The organism is Exiguobacterium sp. s129, assembly GCF_018617585.1.
Taxonomy (GTDB): domain Bacteria; phylum Bacillota; class Bacilli; order Exiguobacteriales; family Exiguobacteriaceae; genus Exiguobacterium; species Exiguobacterium aestuarii_A.
On the sequence record NZ_JACSKL010000002.1, the window covers coordinates 305,634 to 326,303 of the forward strand.

Sequence of the window (20,670 nt, forward strand, 5' to 3'; positions counted from 1 at the left end):
AAGGAGCGTTGTCCGATTTGGACAGCGCTCCTTATTTCATTGAATTTCAAGGGCGAGGTCACCGAACTTCGTCCAACCGACGAGGCTCGTGACACGATAAAGTGCCCAGGTAATGAGTGCAGGAAGAACAACACCCGTCATCGTGAAGATGAGAAACGCGTCCATTCCTTGTACCGCTAAAATTTGAAGAGGGGCAATGAGAGAGTTGAGTCCGAGACCGGCGATTTCATACGGCACTTGTAGTGAGAACATTAACGTGGCAATCGGTGCTGAGATCATCGCTGCAATGAATGGTGGAACGACGATTCGCGGATTTTTGATGATGTTCGGGAACTGAACTTTCGGCGTGACAAAGAAGGAAGCGACCAAACCACCTGGATCGGTTTGACGATACGCCATCAATGTAAATCCGACAAACTGAGCAGAACAACCAATCAATGCGGCAGCACTAGCGACAGGGTCTAATTGAAGAGCGATGGCGAGTGCGGCTGATGAAGCAGGTGACATGAGCATGACACTGAAGACAAGGGCGATGACGAGAGATGTCGCGATTGGTGAAGTTTCAACGGACGCTGTGATTCCTTGACTAATGGAGTTGATGAGAGGAGTCGTGACTGCCGCTGCGGCAACACCGACGACTCCACCTCCGAGAACGGCTGTTACGGGTACGACCATCATGTCGAACTTTGTTTTTCCGAGAACGCGTTTGCCGAGCCATACTGCTGCTGCGGCTGCAATCAATGCACTAATTGGTTGACCTGGAACGAGGACGAGCCCACTTTCGGTCGCTTTTAAAGCAGCACCGCCAATCGTTGCGGCAATCATTGCGCTAAACAAGATGAGCGTGTTCCCACCGAGTTGAAAGGCAACACCGGCTCCTAGTGCTGGTGCCAACAAAGATTTCGCAACTTGCCCGATTTGAACGAGCATCGCGATCCCGGTCAAATTACCGATCGTCTCAATCAATAGACCAACACCGAGCGTGACGAGTACGGCGTTTGCCATCCCTGCTGAAATTTTTACCATTCGATCCATCATATACTGCTTCACTTCCATCATCTCCTCTTTGTCTATGTGCCAATAAAAAAACCTATCCAACTAGGATAGGCGCGGGCTACATGTGCAGGCGCCTGTCCGATTACCACGGGAACAAGGGCCTGAAAAGTCGTTTTTCAAAAACAAAACGATTTCAGTCCCTCAGTCGAATAATAATCAGCAGGCTGTTCATATGTACGGGTTTGAACATCTCAAGCATCTCCTCTTTGTTGGATTTGCTAAAGAATACCATCTATTTTTGTAATAATCAATATTTTCTGAAAATAAACTGAAAAAAATTCAGGATGTATGGTGGCATCCTGAATCAGCTCATTTGTAGAGAGCGTGCTTGAATTTGATCGTCGATAAATTTCATCGACAATGAATTGAATTGCTCGGGTTGGTCCACATTCACGACGTGACCAGAGTCTGCAACGATTTCAACATTGGCAGTCGGTTGGTGTTTTGCGGTCCGTTCCACAGCTTCGAGGAACATATAATCTTCATCGCCCATGATATATAAAATCGGGACGTTCGTTTGAATCGAAGTGATTTGATTTAATAATGGATTGATGTTCTCAGTCATCTTAAACCAGCGAATAAATTCGCGTTGACACAAATTCGCAGCGTCACGAACAAACATCATCCGTGATTTTTTATGCCGTTTTTTCGGCAGTAAGATCCATGCGAACAATTTGTATAACCACATATAGGGTACGAAATTTTGAACGAGGCTACCGAGTCGAATGAGCAGTGTCGAACGAACGTTGAACTTGACGATGGCGCCTCCAAGGACGACCGATGCGATCCGGTCCGGATAATGTTCAAACATCGCTTGAATCACAATCGTACCTAAAGAAAGTCCGACCATATGACCTTTTTCGATACCTAAGTGGTCCATGACCTCGATGACGTCTTTTGCGACGACATCGAACGTATAGGCGTTCAACGGTTGTTTGAGCGATTGTTCGGCATCGTATGAACCGCCGTGTCCACGTAAATCGACGAGCAACACATTATATTTCTTACGGAATGGGCGAAGTTGACGATACCAATGCGACAAACTTCCGCCGGCTCCGTGAATGAAGACGACCCAAGGATGGTCATCGCTGATTGTATAGGTTTTATAATGCAACATGAACGCTATCCTCCAAAAATTTTAAGTTCATTTAACCATAAAATGAGTATATCATATTTGAAATCGAACCTCTACAGACGACGTTCGTTTAAGTTTATTGCTTTTTTCGTGTTGGCAAAATGGACTTTAGCAATCTTTTGTAAATAATCCTGTCCATGACGTCGGATGATCTGAGCGGCCACTTGGTCGACTTTTGCCCCTGCCCCTTTCGGAAGGGTCAATCCTGCTTGATTACTTAGTTTGTCCATCTCTTTTAAGAAAAAGGCGCGGGCTAAGATGGAAGCGGCGGCGACTGCGACGTGTAGTCCTTCCGCTTTTGTTGAAAAGTAGACGTCATCACGGACGACATCGCGCTCTGCCCGTAGATGTTGATAGTAGACCGACTTTTCGGCAAACTGATCGATCAGGATGGCGTCAGGTTTCTGTTCAAGTTTTTCAAGCAAGGCATGAAGTGCAGCGTTATGTGCGATGGCGGTCATTTTGCCTTGTGTCATCGTGCGTTGCATCTTATTATACGTCGGGTTGTGTAGTGTCGCCTTTTGATATGGAATGGCTGCGTGTAAATCTCTAGCGATTCGAATGATTTCAGGATCAGATAGCTGTTTTGAGTCTTTGACACCGAGCTCTTTGACGAGTGCGATCTGGTCGCGTGATACAAAAGCGGACACGACGACGAGTGGTCCGAAATAATCCCCTTTTCCGACTTCATCGCTCCCGACGACAGACCAATTCGAAAAGCCTTCAGGTAATGTCGTCTTCGGTGGAGACGCTTGTTTTTTCTTGGCAGGGGTTCCCCATTTCACTGCCTCGGAATCTGCATCTTTACCTTGGAACATCACTTTACCCGATTGATAAATCGTGACGACAAATCCAGGGGTTTTTGCACTGAAAGTCGCGTAAGGAGGCGGGGTGACTGCATACTTGTGATACATGGTTTTTAGTTTTTCTTGATCAGCAGTTGATAGCTTGATGACTTGGTTGCCCAAAATGAGCACTTCCTTTCTGTCTGGCAAATTCATTTTACATTTTTTTATGATTTTTTGAAACCGATGATGAGGTTTTATCGTATATGAAAGTGATTAGAGTAAAGTGAGGTGAGATGGACGTGTGGTGGCGCGATGACACGAATCAAGATGAGGTAGAGGAATTGTACAAGCACATTCTCGAACTCGAAGCGAGAATTGCCAAGTTAGTGGCTCATCAAGTGAGAGTGCGTCGGCTGCTGATGCAAGATTCTTCTGAGGACGTGACGGATCAAGTGGTTCAGGTTCAAAAAGAAGTTGAATATTTTTTAAACAGGATGCGACTCGAACGTCAAGAACTCGTCGATGTATATAATCGACGGCGCATTGAACAATCGATTGGTCGAGTTCGGGAAGCGAACGATCTATCCACGTCGTCCCTATCCGAATGGGATAAGATTGAGGATCAGCTCGCCCTTGAAGTCGAGCAACTTCGACGTATGTTATTTATGGAACAGCAACGTCGACATGAGGAGGGGTGGTAATGGAGGCAATCGATCAACTGTACTGGTGGGTGTTGATCATCGCTGGTTTTGGAACCTTCATCTATATGATGTTCTCTGATGCATTTGACATGTTTGAAGGCTGGTTTAACCCTGCAGTTATTTTATCGTTTTTAGCACTTGGTGCTGGAATCGGACTCATTTTAAACGCATTGGCGCACGTGTCACCGGTGATTGGACTTGCTGTCGCATTGGTCGGGTCGCTCGCTTTGACAACACTTCTCTATTTGTTCGTGTTGTTACCATTATCCAATGCTGAAGAGTCAATCGGATTGACCGATGAAGCGTTGGTAGGACAAGTCGGACGGTTAACAGTACCGATCCCAGAAGGCGGATACGGTGAGGTCATGATTGAGACAGTGACCGGGTCCCTTTTGAAGACAGCTCAAAGTTTAGATGGGACATCGATTTCCACTGACCATCGCGTCATTATTATTGAAGTGAAAAGTAATATCGCCATCGTCATGACATATGACGAACCTACGATTCGAGAGGAGAAATAACTTATGAATACGGCTATTTTAGTCAGCATCATCGTCGGGGTCATCATCCTCGCACTCGTGTTTGTATTCGTTTTGAAATACCGCACGGTCGGACCTGACGAAGCGTTGATTGTAACAGGTAGTTATTTAGGCAAGAAAAATGTACATAGCGACACCTCGGGTAACCGTGTCAAAATCATTCGTGGTGGAGGAACGTTCGTCCTCCCAGTGTTCCAACAAGCAGAACCACTCAGTTTACTCTCTAGCAAGCTAGAGGTCACAACGCCTGAAGTGTATACCGAGCAAGGTGTACCGGTCATGGCGGACGGAACGGCCATCATTAAAATCGGCGGGTCCATCAGTGAAATTGCGACAGCCGCAGAACAGTTCCTCGGAAAACCGAAAGTTGAACGAGAAAACGAGGCGAAAGAAGTATTAGAGGGTCATTTGCGATCTATTCTTGGTTCGATGACGGTTGAAGAAATTTACAAAAACCGAGACAAGTTTTCTCAAGAAGTCCAACGCGTCGCCTCTCAAGACTTAGCGAAGATGGGACTTGTCATCGTCTCCTTCACAATCAAAGATGTTCGAGATAAAAATGGTTATTTAGAATCACTCGGTAAACCTCGTATCGCGCAAGTGAAGCGTGATGCCGATATCGCAACAGCGGAAGCGGATAAAGAAACGCGCATCAAACAGGCGGAAGCGATGAAAGATGCGAAAAAAGCAGAGTTAGAACGAGCATCAGAAATCGCAGAAGCAGAGAAAGAGAATCAGCTCCGGATTGCGGCATACCGTCGCGAGCAAGACGTTGCCAAAGCCCGGGCCGACCAAGCTTACGAGCTCGAGGAAGCACGTGCGAAACAAGAAGTTACAGAACAACAGATGCAAGTTCAAATCATCGAGCGTCAAAAGCAAATCGAGCTCGAAGAGAAAGAAATCATGCGTCGTGAGAAACAGTATGATTCAGAAGTGAAGAAAAAAGCCGATGCGGACCGTTACTCGATCGAACAATCGGCCGCTGCGGATAAAGCACGTCAAATCGCAAGCGCAGATGCCGAGAAATATCGCATCGAAGCACAAGCGAAAGCGGATGCGGAACGAGTTCGTTTGGCTGGTCTTGCTGAAGCCGATTCTGAACGCGCGAAAGGTGAAGCGGAAGCTGAAATCATCCGCTTGACGGGTCTTGCGGAAGCGGAAGCGAAAGAGAAAATCGCCGAGGCGTTCGCTCAATACGGGCAGGCTGCGATTCTCGATATGGTCGTCAAAATGCTTCCGGATTATGCGAAGGAAATTGCGGCACCACTTGGCAACATCGATCAAATCACGGTCGTCGACACAGGCGGTGGTCAAAACGGTGGAGCAGGGAAAGTGACGGGATATGCAACGGACCTTATGGCTTCATTGCAACAAACGTTGAAAGCCTCTTCGGGTATCGATATGAAAGACTTGCTCGAGAACTTTGCCGGTAAAGGGAATGTCGCGAAGGCACCTGCACCGGAGCGAGAGTTAGCGGATACGACGGTCGCTGCATCAAAAGAATAAATGACACGAGCCATAGACATCGTCTATGGCTCTGATTTTTGTACATGATTGACTAGTATGAAATGACTTCAAATGCTTTTAGGACGGAAATAAAATAATACAACGTCGGCACGATCGTGATGAATAGACCGAACCATTTCGTTCGCGGTCTGAATTGTAAGATCAAACCGACCGTCCATAGTACAAACCAAAGCATGAAATACCAACGATATTGTGGGGTGTCTGTCTCTGCTATACCAGGACCACTCAACCAAAGTGACAATAAGAGAACAAATAATCCAGATATGACGTTCCAACTATGTCGAATGATCTTTTCTATCATTTCCTTCATCCTCCCTTCGGATTTGTCATCAAAGTCATTCATATGTGTATTCAACAATTAGAAAAAATTCCCTTTTGAAACATCTGACGTACTCAGATATCCCGATATTTTATTCCCACAACTTTTAAAAATAATGATGGATAACCGTGTCTTCTCTGTCGATAAAAGAGTTGTCAGACCAATAGAGAGAGGGAGTATGGAATACATGAAGAAAAGCATAATCATCAGTACAATCACAGCTTGTTCACTGTGGTTGTCCGGTTGTCAGTCGGTCATCGATGACCCGACTGCCGCTGTTGAAGAACGTCAGACGATGGGCGTCGTCCTATCGGATGTTGGTCTCGGGGACCAATCGTTCAGTGATGCGGCGATGCGTGGCATGGGGGAGTTACGTGAGACGGGCGAATGGTTCGTCGACTATCGTGAGTTATCCGAGACAGAAACATATCAGGCAGGGTTTGAAGAGTTGGTCAAAGAGGGACATGATGTGATTGTCGGTCTCGGTTTTGCGTGTCAGGAAGATCTTGAGACGGTAGCGGCAAAACATCCGAATCAACAATTTGCCCTCATCGATGGCGTGTCAGCCTTACCGAACGTTTTAAATGTCACGTTTGAAGAAGGAGAAGGCAGTGCGCTCGCGGGTGCGGTAGCTGGTCTTGAGACAGAGACGGATAAAATCGGTTTCATCGGCGGGATGGATATTGAACTCATTCAGAAGTTCGAGGCAGGATTTGAGCGCGGAGCGAAATCCGTAAACGAGGATATCGAGATGCTCGTTGACTTCTCGAACGACTTCGCCTCACCCGAACTTGGACGCAAACTAGCGGAGAAACAAATCAAAGAGGGGGCAGACGTCCTCTACGCAGCTGCTGGACTGACAGGAGTCGGGGTATTGGAGACTGCTGAAAAGTATGGAATTAAGGCAATCGGAGTCGATAGCGATCAATCGATGATTGCACCTGATGCGGTCGTAACTTCGATGTTAAAACAAGTCGATTTGGCGATTGTTGAAATCGCAGGTCGTGTGACAAAACAGCCGTTTAATGATCATGTCATCCTTGGTATTGAAGAAGGTGGCGTCGGCTTAGCGCCGCTTCGTCGCATTCAGTGGGATGAGCAAGAGACGACTCAGTATGAATCGGTCGAACGTCAACTGAAAGAGGGGACACTAAAATGAGTTTACGTAAACGGTTTATCTTCTCAACGGTGTTCACCGTCGTCTTGATCGTTCTCATGATGAGTTATGTCTTGTCGACCTTGAACCGTCTGCAGACTTACAATGAACAGTACGGGAGTCAGATGATTGAATTGTCTCAGCTTGAGACGTCACTCTTACAAGAACAGTCGCTTTGGACGTCGCTTGGCGAACAGTCGAATCAGTCTACACTCGTTCAACTTGAACGCATCCGTGTATTGAACACGGATACGTTTGATGAATTAAAACAGTCTTACTTGATTCCTGAGTTTTTGAATCATCTAGAACGTGCCACGATGAAGTATGAGCAAGTGAACGAGGATGTCGAGTCTGCATTAGAAGGTGGGATTGGAGCTCGGATTCAAGCTGCTAAGCTCGAAGGGTTGTTAAATGATATCAACACGCTGATTGCAAAGAACGGTTCGTTCTACGAGGCGCTTCAAGTAGAGGCGGCAAATGAGACAGAGCGTTTATTATTCATCTCAATCTTGTTGACGATTCTCGTCGTCCTAGCGCTCGGCATTTACAACTTCTTCTTCGCGCGTTCCATCACACGTCCGCTCGAGCGGAACGTGAAAGTCGCAGAAGCCATCGCTTCAGGACGTCTTGTCACATTGCCAGAATCGACTCGCAATGATGAAATCGGGCGACTAGAACGCGCAATGCGCGAGATGACGACATCTCTGCAAACGGTCATCGGTTCGATTCGTGTGACATCGATGAAGGTGAATGGGATGACGGAAACGGCAGCTGCTGAAAATGAAGCGGTTGTCAGCACGACGTCAAACATCACGAACGCAGTGGATGAAATGGCACATGGCGCGCAGTCCATCGCCAATGAATTGCAAGAGACGCTCAGCTCGGTCCATACGATGGCAACGTCGTTCGAGACGAGCTTGAATCAAACGAAACAGACGACAGAAGAAACGACTGAGATGACACGAGAAGTGGCAGCCGGGATTGAGACGTTGACGGATCAGGAACATATCCTTGATCGCTCTAGCGAACGAAATGAAGTGCTTGTCACGAGAATGGATCATTTTGCTAGACAGACGGCGGAGATCGAATCGATGGCGAAGCTCGTGGAAGACGTGGCGGCCCAGACGAATTTACTCGCCTTGAACGCAGCGATTGAAGCGGCTCGTGCCGGTGAAGCAGGACGTGGGTTCGCGGTCGTGGCGAGCGAGGTGAAAAAGTTGGCCGAAGAGAGCAATAAGGCAACCCGCTCGATTTTCCATGTCGTGGAGACGATTCAACAAGAAGTCGTGCGATTGACGGAAACGGTGAACGAATCAAAACGCGAACAAGAAGCACAGCTTGAAGCATTCGGTTTAACAAAGGAAGCGTTCAACCGCATCCATGAACGTACAGACCATGTTGCCTCGTTCGTCCGTACGATTGAGCAAGAGATGCGCACATCTAGTAGTGAAGTGAACAACGTGTTGCGTCGTGTCGAGGAAGTATCGGGCGTGACAGAAGAATTGGCAGCTGGAAATGAAGAAGTGGCTGCTTCGATGAAAGAACAACAAGCAAGCTTTGATCAAATCTTTACGTTGATGCAAGAACTAGAAGGACAGGCTGCGGCACTCGCTGACCAAGTCCAGCATTTCGAGGAAGAGTAATGATCCTTATGCAGAAGGACCGAAGACCATCGTTGGTTTTCGGTTTTTTTGCTATTTCGAATGTTTGGACCCCTTCTTCTGTTGTCGCAAGGAAATGAGCGATTATCTTTCAGATTGTATGAGGGTCGGGTACGTTGCAGGCAAGCAAACGACTCCGTTGAGAATGAATTAAGACCTGGAACGGGACAAGTATAGTCACGCTGGATTCGGCATACTAGATACAATAGTCGAAACAGGGGGAGAATCGTCTTGGAAAAGTGGAAGCAGGTCATCATCGGTGTTGTCGTCGTCCTGTTTTTAGGTGTTGGTTATTTATTTTATAGTAAAGAACCAGAAGAACGTGTCGTCGATGAATTCGTCGTAGAATCAGAAGAAGTAGTTCCGGATGAGACCGTAGAGCGATTAGAAATCGTCGTCTATGTCACAGGCGCGGTCGAGTCTCCGAACGTCTATACCGTGCCAGAAGGTGCTAGAGTCGGGGATGTTCTCTCGTTGGCCGTATTAACAGATGAAGCCGACCCGGAACAATTGAACTTGGCACAACTCCTCGTGGACGGTGTAAAAATCATCGTACCGAAAAAAGGAGAAGCGCCGATTGCACAAGAGGTACCTAGCACAGAGTTAGAAGCAAATGGGGTACACGTGAATAGTGCCACGAAAGACGAGTTGATGTCGGTCCCTGGTATTGGTCCTGCAAAAGCAGACGCGATTTTGAACCACCTGAAAGAGAATGGTCCCTTTAAAACATACGAGGACTTAGGTGATGTGAAAGGATTTGGGGAGAAAACATTAGAAAGTATGAAACCTTACTTATTGGTACCATGAGATGCCGTTATTTCCACTATTTGCGATAGTGATGGTGACCGGATTGACTGAAGGAATCTACCTCGTCACAATCGTTTCCGGTGTGTTATACTTCGCGTCTCGAGGCGGACAACATCTATATGCGAAACTCGGTGTCATTTTCCTCATCCTGATTGCATGGCTACATGCCGATCCGGCAGAATGGACACCGACAGACACAATCGTGTTCTCGATTGAGAGTCGTAAAGAGAACGGGAAGACGGCCCGATTATATGGGAACGTGGGGACTCATCAAGGTGTGTTGCGGGGGAGGGAGCTCTCGATTGGTAGACCTGGTGAGACGTGTCTCGTAGAAATGGAACAAGAACTGTTTCAGCCGTTACGGAACATCGGGGGATTTGACGAACAGAAATGGGCGGCTAGCGCGGACTTGTCCTTAAAAGGAAAGATCAAGCGAATCGACGAGTGCCGTCCGACAGCAGGGATGGACGGTTGGATGTTGAGGTGGAAAGAGAGACGTCTCCAACAGATTGAACAACAATATCGCGCCGATGTCGCGCTATACATAGAGGCCTTACTGTTCGGTGAGAGCCGGATGCTCGACGAACAGACTTCTTTCTCATATCGAGTGACGGGTCTCCTGCATCTTCTCGTCATCTCAGGTTCGCATATCGCCATGCTGATTGTCGCGCTTCGAGCAATGTTTCGGCCAATCCCGATTCGACGAGAGACGAAGACGGTATTGATTCTATTGACGATTACGGCGTTCGGATGGCTGACTGGTTTTTCACCACCGGTCGCACGAGCTGTCCTCGTGGCAGATGTGTTGCTCATCCTTTCTTTATTTGGTGTATCGGTAAGGGACCCGATTCGTCTCTTAAGTTGGTGCGCAGCTGCCATGCTTGCCTTTCAACCACACCTTCTCTCAAACTTAGGGTTTCAGTTAACGGTCGGGATGACGTTCTTCTTGTTGGTCACGAGACAACTGTGGACCGGGTTGTTGGAGTTGTCCGTGTTTGCCCAACTATTTGGATTATTTGTCCTTTGGCAAGTTCAACCGATTCTATCCGTCGCTGCACCCCTTTTCAATATCATCATGGCGTTTTGCATATCATGGGTGATGATGCCGCTCGCACTGATTGTTTGGGTCGTTCCAGAAGCCGCACAATTATTCATGGTGATCCTAGACGCCATTAACGGAATATTCTCCATGCACGATATGAATCGACCATGGCTACCGTTGCATGAACTGACATTTCCGCAGCAAGTCGCTTTATGGATTGGGATTTGGGGAAGTTTACTTCTTGTCCAACGGAAGCGATGGTTCGGATGGTGTATGGCCATATTGACGTGTATTCTCGTTGCCGGTTGGGCCGAATGGGCAGAGGCTCCACGGGTGACATTTTTAGATGTCGGTCAAGGCGATGCGATTGTTGTAGAGTCAGGAGAAACAATTGGTGTGATTGATGTCGGCGGCGTCTTTCAGGATCCCAACGAGCAAAAACGGACAATATATGACCCGGGAGCGGACGTTGTGGCTCCATATATATGGAAGCGTGGGGAGCGTGCACTTGATTTTGTCCTCTTGACGCATGCGGACCATGACCACATCGGTGGCTTAGAAGGATTGTTGAAGCTCGTGCATGTAAAGGAGATTTGGTTATCGAAAGAAGTGGCGAATGCAGAGAAGCGTGAGGAGATTCTTCGGTTGGCGGTAAAATACGGGGCATCCGTTCGCTATCTCGAGGCAGGAGATCGACCGAGGTCTTGGATGTGGATTGTCACACCGACTAAAGTGCATGAAGATGAAAATGATTATTCAATTAGCCTCTATATGAACGTAGGTGACATGCGGTATTTATTGACAGGAGATTTGCCTATAGAAGAAGAAATCAACTTACCGACGGTTGATGTCGACGTGTTTAAGTTAGGGCATCATGGATCGAATACGTCGTCAGGGGAAGAACTGCTCGAGCGAATCGATCCGGAATGGGTGATTGCGAGCGTCGGAGCGAACAATCGTTATGGCCATCCACATCAGGAGACGTTAGACCGGATTGTCGGACGTCGCTTGTTGCGAACCGATTTCGATGGGATGATCATCTGTGAAAAAAGAATGTGTCGGGGGATCATCGACTAGTGCGTGAATAAATATGATACACTAAAAAACGATTGCTCCCCCGGGGCAATCGTTTGAAAACTTATAGGCTTAAGAACTTGATGATGACACCGATGAAGAAAATCGTGAAGAAAAAGCCAAATGGGACGATGAAGCCGATCGCAGAGTCGATCGCGTCATTACGTTTGCATTGAACATCATTTTCAAACGGGTTTTCACTCGGTGGGCGTACAGAGTTGATTTGCATATTAGGTCCCTCCTTATCATACTTCCTTTATAAGTATAGCGAATCATGCGAAGATAATCTATGTTTAGATGAGAATAAATTGTGAAAGTGGTGTGTGTTTTGAATGAACCGTGGTTACATAATGGTAAACTAGCGAGCGTCTATGTTCTCCATGGAACTGAAAAGTATTTATTAGAGAATTGGGAACGTGGAATCGTGAAGGCGGCCAACCCATCCGGTGATCAATTTGATGTCATGCAACTCGATCTCCAAGAGACGTCATTAGATACTGCGCTCGATGAAGCGGAAACGGTCCCTTTTTTCAGTGAATTTCGGACGGTCATCGTCAAGAATGCCCAATTTTTGACGGGAGCGAAAGAAAAGCAAAAGCATAACGTCGACCGTCTCGCCGAATATGTCGTTCAACCCGCGACTTACTCTGTCCTCGTCCTCATTGTGGAATCAGAAAAACTCGATGAACGTAAAAAAATCGTGAAACGGTTGAAAGAACGGGCCATCGTACTCGAAGCGAAAAAGCCAAGCCAAGCAGAATTGATGCGATATGTGAATGATACGCTTAGTCAGGAACAACAAAAAATGGAACGGGCGACCATGGAGCGACTGTTGTTCTTATGTCAGGATGACTGGGGAAAATTAGTCCGAGAATTAGAAAAACTACAGTTATATGCAGGAACAGGCGCGATGATTCCGATTGAGATCGTGAATGATTTGGTGCCACGTACGCTAGAAGATAATGTGTTTCAGCTGTCCGAGCTCCTCGTCAAACGACGCGCAGATGCGGCGCTTCGGTTAGTACGTGACTTAGAGAAGCAAGGACAAGAACTGATTGGACTTCTTGGTTTGTTAGCAAGGCAATACCGAAACATGTATCTATCAAAGCAGTTGACAGAAGCGGGGTACGGAGAAAAACAAATCGCTTCAAAAATTGGTGCTCATCCATATACCGTCAAACTAGCAACACAAGCGAGTCGTAATTTTTCAGAAGCGCAGCTCGCGCAAGCGTTGACGTTGATTGCAGATGCGGATGAAGCGATGAAAACAGGTCGTGGCGATAAACAAATCGTATTCGATACACTCGTTTGCCAACTGGCCTTATTGTGAGGTGAGAATATGGGATTGAAACAAGTATCACTACAAGATGTGATTCCAATTCGACATATTGTACTCAGACCAGGTAAAGGGATTGAGACTTGTTATTTTGAAGGGGATGAGTCGTCGACGACTCGTCATTTTGCTTGGGTCGAAAGAGAGCACGTGCAATCGGTCGCGACTGTCATGTTGTCATCAAGAGAAATTGAAGGCGAGTCAGTGCCGTATCAACTTCGGGGAATGGCGACGGACCCGAATCTAGCCGGACAAGGAATTGGATCGTATTTTCTACAGGCATTACACGAAGAGTTGGATGGGTCGTGGTGGTGTAACGCCCGAGAGGTGGCCGTTCGCTTCTACGAACGGAACGGTCTCGAGCGAATTGGTGAACCGTTCGATATTCCTGGAATTGGTCCTCACTACGTCATGGTATACAAAAAAACAGCCGGCTCCGAGTAGGAGGCGGCTGTTTCGTTTGGTCTCTAATTAGAGAGCAGCGATACGAGCTGCGAGGCGTGATTTATCACGACCTGCTTTGTTTTTGTGGATAAGGCCTTTTGATGCAGCCTTGTCGAGCTTCTTCGTAGCGAGGACGAAAGCTTCTTGAGCAGCTTCTTTGTTTCCTTCGAGTACGAGAGCATCAACACGTTTTACTGCTGTACGCATTGCCGCTTTCTCTTGAGAGTTCGCAACACGACGTTTTTCAGAAGTTTTTGCACGTTTGATTGCTGATTTGATGTTTGCCATTGTTTGTCACCTCCTGAAACAAGAAAGTGTATGTTCTTATTACTTCAAGTAATCATTCAACAGAACAAGCACAATTGTAGCAAACGGTTATATGAAAAGCAACCACTTGATGATTATTCTGAAAACTATATGTGGTATTGTTGTAGTAGGTCGTACACATTACTTTAGGATTTTGATATAATGACACGGTATGCATGAGAAGGATAGGTGAACCCATATATGAATAAACAAGAATTAGAGAATCGTCAGAAGAAGATTCGTAACTTTTCGATTATCGCTCACATCGATCATGGAAAGTCGACACTCGCTGACCGGATTCTTGAGAAAACTGGTGCACTCACGGCTCGTGAGATGAAAGAGCAGACGCTTGACGCGATGGATTTAGAGCGTGAGCGTGGGATTACAATTAAATTGAACGCTGTTAAATTGAACTATACGGCAAAAGACGGAGAAGAGTATATTCTTCACTTGATTGACACGCCAGGACACGTCGACTTCACGTATGAAGTGTCGCGTTCGCTTGCGGCATGTGAAGGTGCAATTCTCGTCGTCGATGCGGCACAAGGAATTGAAGCGCAAACTCTTGCGAACGTATACTTAGCACTCGATAACGACCTCGAAATCATTCCGGTCATCAATAAAATCGACTTGCCGTCAGCGGATGTCGATCGCGTCCGTCAAGAGATTGAAGACGTCATCGGTCTCGACGCGAGCGATGCGGTCCCGACTTCTGCCAAGGCAGGGATTGGAATCGAAGAGATTCTCGAGCAAATCGTCGAACTTGTTCCACCTCCGACAGGTGATCCGTCAGAACCGTTACAAGCCTTGATCTTCGACTCGTACTATGATGCCTACCGTGGTGTCGTCGCATCGATTCGAATCGTCAACGGTTCGGTCAAAGTAGGAGATAAAGTTCAGATGATGGCTACCGGGAAGACGTTCGAAGTAACGGACCTCGGTGTATCGACACCGAAGCCTGTCTCGGTCAAAGAATTGAACGTCGGTGATGTAGGAACACTTTCTGCATCAATCAAAACAGTCGGAGATGTTCGTGTCGGGGATACGATTACACTTGCGAAAAATCCAGCCACGAGTCAGCTTCCGGGTTACCGTAAAATGAACCCGATGGTGTACTGTGGATTGTATCCAATCGATGCAGCCAACTACAACGACCTTCGTGAGGCACTCGAAAAGCTTCAACTTTCGGATGCCGCGCTCGAGTTTGAACCTGAGACGTCACAAGCACTCGGATTCGGTTTCCGTTGTGGATTCCTAGGGATGCTTCACATGGAAATCATCCAAGAACGGATTGAGCGTGAATTCGGGATCGACTTGATCACGACGGCACCATCGGTTATCTATCACGTGACGACAACTTCAGGAGAAGTCGTCCACGTTGATAACCCATCGAAGATGCCGGAACAACAAAAAGTGGAATCGATCGAAGAACCTTACGTCAAAGCGGCCGTCATGACACCGAACGATTATGTCGGGGCCATCATGGAGCTTTGTCAGAAGAAACGTGGGACGTTCATCGATATGCAGTATATCGACACGACACGCGTCAAAATCACGTATGAAATCCCGCTGAGTGAAATCGTCTATGACTTCTTCGATCAATTGAAGTCGAGCACGAAAGGATATGCGTCTCTCGACTATGAGTTGATCGGCTATCGTCAATCTCGTCTCGTGAAGATGGACATCTTGCTCAACAACGAAGTGGTCGATGCCCTCAGCTTCATCGTTCACCGCGACTTCGCGTATGAACGCGGAAAAGTGATTGTCGAGAAGTTGAAAGCACTCATCCCGCGGATGCAGTTCGAAGTCCCTGTACAAGCTGCCGTCGGAACAAAAATCGTCGCGCGTTCGACAATCAAAGCACTTCGTAAAAACGTTTTGGCTAAATGTTATGGGGGAGACATCTCGCGTAAGCGGAAACTCCTTGAGAAACAAAAAGAAGGTAAGAAGCGCATGAAGATGGTCGGGTCTGTCGAAGTCCCGCAAGAAGCGTTCATGTCCGTTCTATCGATGGACGAAGAATAATTGGATTGAATCACCCTGATGTTCGAATCGGGGTGATTTTTTTGTTTAGGCAGGAAATGGCACTTCGCTTAAGGAAGAGTACACCCTTAGACAGACAAAAGAGGAGGAAACACCGTGTCGACGTATACATACTCTGCGGGTCCCGGCATGCTACCAAAAGAAGTGATGCAAGAGATTCAACAACATCTGCTGACATTCGAATATGAAGGGGTCTCGATCATCGAAACGAGTCATCGTTCAGAGTCATTCCAACAAGTGGTCGACTCGCTCGAGGCAAGGCTCAGAAGACTCATGCATATTCCCGAGAACTATGCCGTACTTTGGTTGCAAGGTGGGGCGACACTACAATTTTCCATGATCCCGATGAATTTACGGAAACGAAATCGTTTCGCCTATGTCGATACAGGGATTTGGTCTAAAAAAGCGATGGAAGATGCCAGGCACTTCGGACAGGTCGACGTCATCCATCCGCTCATAAATGAAGCGGGTGGGATGTCATTTGAACCGAGACTCGCTCAAGATGTCGACTATCTACATGTGACGTTAAACAATACGATTGAAGGAACCCGATTCACGACTATACCCGAAACGGATGTCCCACTCATTGCGGATGCCTCTTCGAATATTCTTGCCGAGCAGATTGACGTTGAGCGTTTCGGTGTAATTTATGCGGGGGCGCAGAAAAATATTGGACCAGCAGGACTGACGGTCGTCATTATACGTCGCGACTTGATTCAGTCGATGGAGCTACCAAGTTATCTTCATTACGGGTCTCATGTCGATACGTTATTCAATACGCCATCGACGTTCAGTATGTATGCTGCAGAACGTGTCCTCAAGTGGGTCGAAGATCAAGGGGGCGTCGAGGCGATGGAGCGACTGAATCGTGAAAAAAGCGATACGGTCTATTCGTTCCTTGAACAATCGAATGTATTTTCTTCTCTCGTGTCGGGAGAACGCCGCTCCTTGACGAACATCCCGTTCACAACGGGTGACCAAAATCGAGACAAGGACTTTCAACAATTTGCCCTTGAACGCGGATTACTCGAACTCGGCGGTCATCGTTCCGTCGGTGGTCTAAGGGCGAGTCTTTATAACGCGATGCCAAAAGAAGGTGCTGTGCGCCTTGTCGACGTCATGAGAGCATTTGAGGAGGAGAACCATGTATCACATCAAAACATTTAACCAAATCGCTGCAGCGGGTCTGAAGCGATTTGAGCCGAATGAATATATCATCAATTCATCAGATCAAGCTGACGCCTGGGTACTCAGAAGTCATAACGTGCACGATGAAGCGATCCCACCCCATCTGCTCGCCATCGCAAGAGCCGGAGCAGGTGTCAACAATCTCCCGCTCGATCAACTAGCAAAACAAGGAATCGTGGCGTTTCATACTCCTGGCGCGAATGCGAATGCGGTGAAAGAACTCGTCCTGGCCAGTATGATTCTCTCGGTCAGACCGATCGTCAAAGGTTTCAACTGGGTAAATGAACAGGCGACCGAGTCACAATCTCAGTTAGAAGAAGCGATGGAGCAACAGAAACGGCAGTTCCTCGGGGCCGAGTTACGGGGGAAGAAAGTAGGAATCATCGGGCTTGGGGCCATTGGGGCTTCACTTGCCAATGACCTTCTACAACTTGGGGTCGATGTCATCGGATATGATCCCCATCTCTCGGTCGATGCCGCTTGGAATATTTCAAAACACGTCACACGCGCCAAGCATTTGAGTGAGGTTCTAGGGTCCGTTGATCTCTTGTCGATTCATATGCCGCTGACGAAAGAGACGCGCTTCAGTATCGACCGGAGTTGGTTCGAACGGATGAAGCCAGGGATGACCGTTTTGAATTTCGCGCGTGGGGAGCTCGTGAAGGATGCTGATTTAGTTGAAGCATTCCATCATCACGTCGGACTATACATCACCGACTTCCCTCGACACTCGCTCATCGGACATCCTCAAGTGATGGCGTTGCCTCATCTCGGTGCCTCGACAAAGGAATCAGAAGTCAACTGTGCCATCCAAGCCGTCGAGACACTCAAATTATATCTGGAGACTGGTAACATCCGTTCGTCCGCCAACTTCCCAAATGCGGAACTTCCGTATACCGGCAAACGTCGCCTCGCGATTTTGCATCAAAATGTGCCGAACATGGTCGGACAAATTACGGGAGAGCTCGCCTCACATGGACTGAACATCGATAACATGATCAACCGTAGCCGAGGCGAGATGGCCTATACATTGATTGATTTAGACAACAACGAACATGAACCGTTATCAATTCATGCACTGTATGACATCAAGGGCGTCATTCGCGTCCGAGAATTTTAGGGAGGATCCTATGGTCGTATTTAAACCGTTCAGCCCATACATGCCCGTACACGCTAAAGAAGTTGCCGCAGATCCGTATGACGTCGTTTCTGTAGAAGAAGCGAAGGCGGTCATCGCTGAGCAACCGAACTCATTTTTGAAGGTAGATAAGCCAGAAGCTCTTCAAGCAAACCTCTCACTCGAAGACTGGGGAAAGCGTGCTCGTCAGGAGCTAGAACGTCTATACGAAGACGAGCTGACGGTTCGTCCGAGTGGATTTTACGTATATCGATTGACCCGGAACGAACGTCAGCAAACGGGCTTAGTCGCCACATTTTCAGTCGCAGACTATGAAGCCGGGCGAATCAAAATTCACGAACATACCCGTGAAACGAAGGAACGGGAACGGGTCGAACATGTCCAAGCGACGGGGGCGCATACCGGTCCGATTTTACTTAGCCACCCGCCACATGCGAGTCTGAAACAGATTTTAAACAGTGCGACGGAAGAAGAGACACTGTTCTCGTTTACGGATGATCGTGGCGTGTTACATGAAGGATTCATGATTCCGAGCCGAGAACTTGCGCGCGTCATGATGATTGGTGCGACGATTCCGTCTATCTATATCGCGGATGGTCATCATCGCGCAAAAGCGGCAGCGGTCGTTTCTGAGATGGGTGGGGGACATTCTCAAAAGAATGAACGAACACACTTTTTAGGTGTCCTCTTCCCGAGCGACGAGTTGACGATTTTGCCATATCATCGTCTGTTGACCACTATCGCCCCTGAAGAAGTGGAACATATGTTGGAAGGACTTTCGTTCTCGTATGAAGTGACAGAAGAAGATGAACTCGTCTTACCTGAAAGTCATGGCGTGTTCGGCGCTGCGTATCGAGGAAATTATTACAAGTTATCGAAACGAAAAGATGAAACCGATCTCGATGTCGCCGTGTTACAGCGTGATATCCTTGCTCCGTACTTCAACGTTGAAGATATTCGTACGGATGCCAGAGTCGATTTTGTTGGAGGGAACCGGTCAATCGAAGAATTGCAACAACTCGCGCAAGTACCCGACCAATTACTGTTTACGTGCCATGAAACGACGATGCCACAGTTGATGCGAGTGGCTGATGGGGGTGGGCAGATGCCACCAAAATCGACATGGTTCGAACCAAAGTTAAAGAGCGGTTTGTTTATTCATCGGTTCGATTGATGGCGCATGCTGGAAAGAACGGACGAAAAGCGTTATAAATGGAATGAGAAGAAAGGGGTGGCCGAAATTGGCTAAAGCCGTATATCTTCACATTCCATTTTGTGAACATATTTGTTATTACTGTGATTTCAACAAGGTGTTTTTAAAAAACCAACCTGTTGATGAATATTTAGATGCATTAGAACGAGAGATGGTATTGACGCTCGAAGCGTTTCCGACAGAACGGATTGAGACCATCTTTATTGGAGGGGGCACACCGACGGCGCTCAATGAAGCGCAGATGGGTCGCCTGATGGACATGGTCCGTCGACACCTCCTCCCGCTCGCTTCAGACGACCTAGAATATTCTGTCGAAGCGAACCCGAACTTTGTAAGTTCGGAAAAACTCGACACGATGAAAGCCGGCGGCGTCAATCGACTCAGCTTCGGTGTCCAAACATTCGACGATGGTGGGCTCGAACGGATCGGAAGAACGCATCGCGCTGACGACGTATTTGAAACGGTGAATGAGGCGGCGAAGCGCTTTGATAATATCTCGATTGACCTCATGTTCGGGCTACCAGAACAGACGTTCGAACAGATTGACCGAGACTTGAAGCTAGCGCTCGAGCTTCCGATTCAACACGTCTCATCCTATTCCTTAATTCTTGAGCCGCATACCGTGTTTGCGATTCAAGACCGAAAAGGTAAGCTCCGTTTACCGGGAGAGGATGTCGAGGTCGAGATGTATCTTAAAGTAATGGAGACACTTGAACGACATGGACTGAAGCAATACGAAATCTCGAACTATGGGTTGCCGGGTCGAGAAAGTCGTCACAACCAAGTGTACTGGCGGAACGAAGAGTATTATGGATTCGGGGCAGGTGCGCACAGCTATTTAAATGGCACACGTCGTGCAAATATCGCACCGATCCCTCACTATATTAAAGCGGAAGGTATCCCGGTGAAACGGGTGACTGAGCTCGAAGAAGTAGAAAAAATGGAAGAAGAGCTGTTCCTCGGATTACGAATGCGTTCAGGGGTCTCCCTTCAGACATTTGAACAGAAGTATGGCGTGGCACTCGATCATGTGTTCGGTCACGTCATCGACGATTTGGTGAAGAAGTCGTTGATTGAACGGACAGACTCCCATATCCGATTGACGGCGTCTGGTCTACCACTCGCGAACGAAGCGTTCGCGGCATTTATCGGAGAGGCAAAACTCGAGCATACCGAGTCATGAAAAATGGACAAGTCCCT

20 protein-coding genes are annotated in these 20,670 nt (G+C 47.6%); 14 read left to right on the forward strand and 6 right to left on the reverse strand.

The window, feature by feature from the left end:
• Positions 1–36 precede the first annotated feature (36 nt).
• From KNO92_RS03975 to rnhC, 3 genes are all read right to left on the reverse strand, one after another.
• Complete coding sequence (locus tag KNO92_RS03975; RefSeq protein WP_214693191.1) at positions 37–1,059, reverse strand: PTS sugar transporter subunit IIC; 1,023 nt, start codon at positions 1,057–1,059, stop codon at positions 37–39.
• Positions 1,060–1,360: 301 nt separating this feature from the next.
• Positions 1,361–2,173: an alpha/beta fold hydrolase gene (locus KNO92_RS03980; protein WP_214693189.1), complete on the reverse strand. Its 813-nt coding sequence runs from the start codon at positions 2,171–2,173 to the stop codon at positions 1,361–1,363.
• 71 nt (positions 2,174–2,244) lie between these two features.
• Positions 2,245–3,159, reverse strand: coding sequence for a ribonuclease HIII (gene rnhC, locus KNO92_RS03985; protein ID WP_214760157.1), 915 nt, complete (start codon positions 3,157–3,159; stop codon positions 2,245–2,247).
• Between the two features lie 113 nt (positions 3,160–3,272).
• Here rnhC and KNO92_RS03990 point away from each other — a divergent pair, with 113 nt between their 5' ends.
• The 3 genes from KNO92_RS03990 to KNO92_RS04000 are packed head-to-tail and all read left to right on the forward strand — an operon-like array spanning position 3,273 to position 5,725.
• The gene (locus tag KNO92_RS03990) at positions 3,273–3,680 is read left to right on the forward strand and encodes a hypothetical protein (protein WP_251126882.1); all 408 of its coding nucleotides are present in this window, start codon (positions 3,273–3,275) and stop codon (positions 3,678–3,680) included.
• On the forward strand, positions 3,680–4,201 hold the full coding sequence (locus KNO92_RS03995; RefSeq protein ID WP_074033399.1) for an NfeD family protein: 522 nt from the start codon (positions 3,680–3,682) through the stop codon (positions 4,199–4,201). The genes KNO92_RS03990 and KNO92_RS03995 overlap by 1 nt, the downstream gene beginning before the upstream one ends.
• Positions 4,202–4,204: 3 nt before the next feature.
• A complete protein-coding gene (locus KNO92_RS04000; RefSeq protein WP_214693180.1) occupies positions 4,205–5,725 on the forward strand; it encodes a flotillin lipid rafts scaffold protein FloT in 1,521 nt (506 codons plus the stop codon).
• 52 nt (positions 5,726–5,777) lie between these two features.
• Here the strand turns inward: KNO92_RS04000 and KNO92_RS04005 are convergent, their stop codons facing one another.
• Positions 5,778–6,047 carry a hypothetical protein gene (locus tag KNO92_RS04005; protein WP_214760158.1) on the reverse strand — a complete coding sequence of 90 codons (270 nt, stop codon included), beginning with the start codon at positions 6,045–6,047 and terminating at the stop codon, positions 5,778–5,780.
• A 205-nt stretch (positions 6,048–6,252) separates the two neighbouring features.
• Here KNO92_RS04005 and KNO92_RS04010 point away from each other — a divergent pair, with 205 nt between their 5' ends.
• From KNO92_RS04010 to KNO92_RS04025, 4 genes are all read left to right on the forward strand, one after another.
• The gene (locus tag KNO92_RS04010) at positions 6,253–7,224 is read left to right on the forward strand and encodes a BMP family lipoprotein (RefSeq protein ID WP_214693173.1); all 972 of its coding nucleotides are present in this window, start codon (positions 6,253–6,255) and stop codon (positions 7,222–7,224) included.
• Complete coding sequence (locus KNO92_RS04015; protein ID WP_214760160.1) at positions 7,221–8,864, forward strand: methyl-accepting chemotaxis protein; 1,644 nt, start codon at positions 7,221–7,223, stop codon at positions 8,862–8,864. The genes KNO92_RS04010 and KNO92_RS04015 overlap by 4 nt, the downstream gene beginning before the upstream one ends.
• A 249-nt stretch (positions 8,865–9,113) precedes the next feature.
• Positions 9,114–9,689 carry a helix-hairpin-helix domain-containing protein gene (locus KNO92_RS04020; RefSeq protein ID WP_214693170.1) on the forward strand — a complete coding sequence of 192 codons (576 nt, stop codon included), beginning with the start codon at positions 9,114–9,116 and terminating at the stop codon, positions 9,687–9,689.
• Between the two features lies 1 nt (position 9,690).
• Positions 9,691–11,808, forward strand: coding sequence for a DNA internalization-related competence protein ComEC/Rec2 (locus KNO92_RS04025; RefSeq protein ID WP_214760161.1), 2,118 nt, complete (start codon positions 9,691–9,693; stop codon positions 11,806–11,808).
• A 61-nt stretch (positions 11,809–11,869) separates the two neighbouring features.
• Here the strand turns inward: KNO92_RS04025 and KNO92_RS04030 are convergent, their stop codons facing one another.
• Positions 11,870–12,034 (reverse strand): YqzM family protein, encoded by a 165-nt coding sequence (locus tag KNO92_RS04030; protein ID WP_012726678.1) that lies wholly within the window; start codon positions 12,032–12,034, stop codon positions 11,870–11,872.
• Between the two features lie 90 nt (positions 12,035–12,124).
• On the opposite strand from KNO92_RS04030, the gene holA reads away from it, so the two are divergent.
• Complete coding sequence (holA, locus tag KNO92_RS04035) at positions 12,125–13,135, forward strand: DNA polymerase III subunit delta (protein ID WP_353047388.1); 1,011 nt, start codon at positions 12,125–12,127, stop codon at positions 13,133–13,135.
• A gap of 9 nt (positions 13,136–13,144) precedes the next feature.
• Entirely contained in the window at positions 13,145–13,582 is a 438-nt protein-coding gene (locus KNO92_RS04040; RefSeq protein WP_214760162.1) for a GNAT family N-acetyltransferase, read from the forward strand.
• A 27-nt stretch (positions 13,583–13,609) separates the two neighbouring features.
• On the opposite strand, the gene rpsT is transcribed toward KNO92_RS04040, so the two are convergent.
• Complete coding sequence (gene rpsT, locus KNO92_RS04045; RefSeq protein ID WP_012726675.1) at positions 13,610–13,870, reverse strand: 30S ribosomal protein S20; 261 nt, start codon at positions 13,868–13,870, stop codon at positions 13,610–13,612.
• A 219-nt stretch (positions 13,871–14,089) separates the two neighbouring features.
• On the opposite strand from rpsT, the gene lepA reads away from it, so the two are divergent.
• The 5 genes from lepA to hemW all read left to right on the forward strand — a co-directional run bounded on the left by lepA (position 14,090) and on the right by hemW (position 20,653).
• A complete protein-coding gene (lepA, locus tag KNO92_RS04050) occupies positions 14,090–15,913 on the forward strand; it encodes a translation elongation factor 4 (RefSeq protein ID WP_214693159.1) in 1,824 nt (607 codons plus the stop codon).
• 114 nt (positions 15,914–16,027) lie between these two features.
• Complete coding sequence (gene serC / locus KNO92_RS04055) at positions 16,028–17,098, forward strand: 3-phosphoserine/phosphohydroxythreonine transaminase (RefSeq protein WP_214760163.1); 1,071 nt, start codon at positions 16,028–16,030, stop codon at positions 17,096–17,098.
• A complete protein-coding gene (locus tag KNO92_RS04060) occupies positions 17,076–18,239 on the forward strand; it encodes a phosphoglycerate dehydrogenase (RefSeq protein WP_214760164.1) in 1,164 nt (387 codons plus the stop codon). Before serC ends, KNO92_RS04060 begins: the two co-directional genes overlap by 23 nt.
• A 10-nt stretch (positions 18,240–18,249) precedes the next feature.
• Positions 18,250–19,431, forward strand: a complete 1,182-nt coding sequence (locus tag KNO92_RS04065; protein ID WP_214693147.1) for a DUF1015 domain-containing protein — start codon at positions 18,250–18,252, stop codon at positions 19,429–19,431.
• Positions 19,432–19,474: 43 nt separating this feature from the next.
• The gene (gene hemW, locus KNO92_RS04070) at positions 19,475–20,653 is read left to right on the forward strand and encodes a radical SAM family heme chaperone HemW (protein WP_251127060.1); all 1,179 of its coding nucleotides are present in this window, start codon (positions 19,475–19,477) and stop codon (positions 20,651–20,653) included.
• The last annotated feature ends 17 nt before the right edge of the window (positions 20,654–20,670 follow it).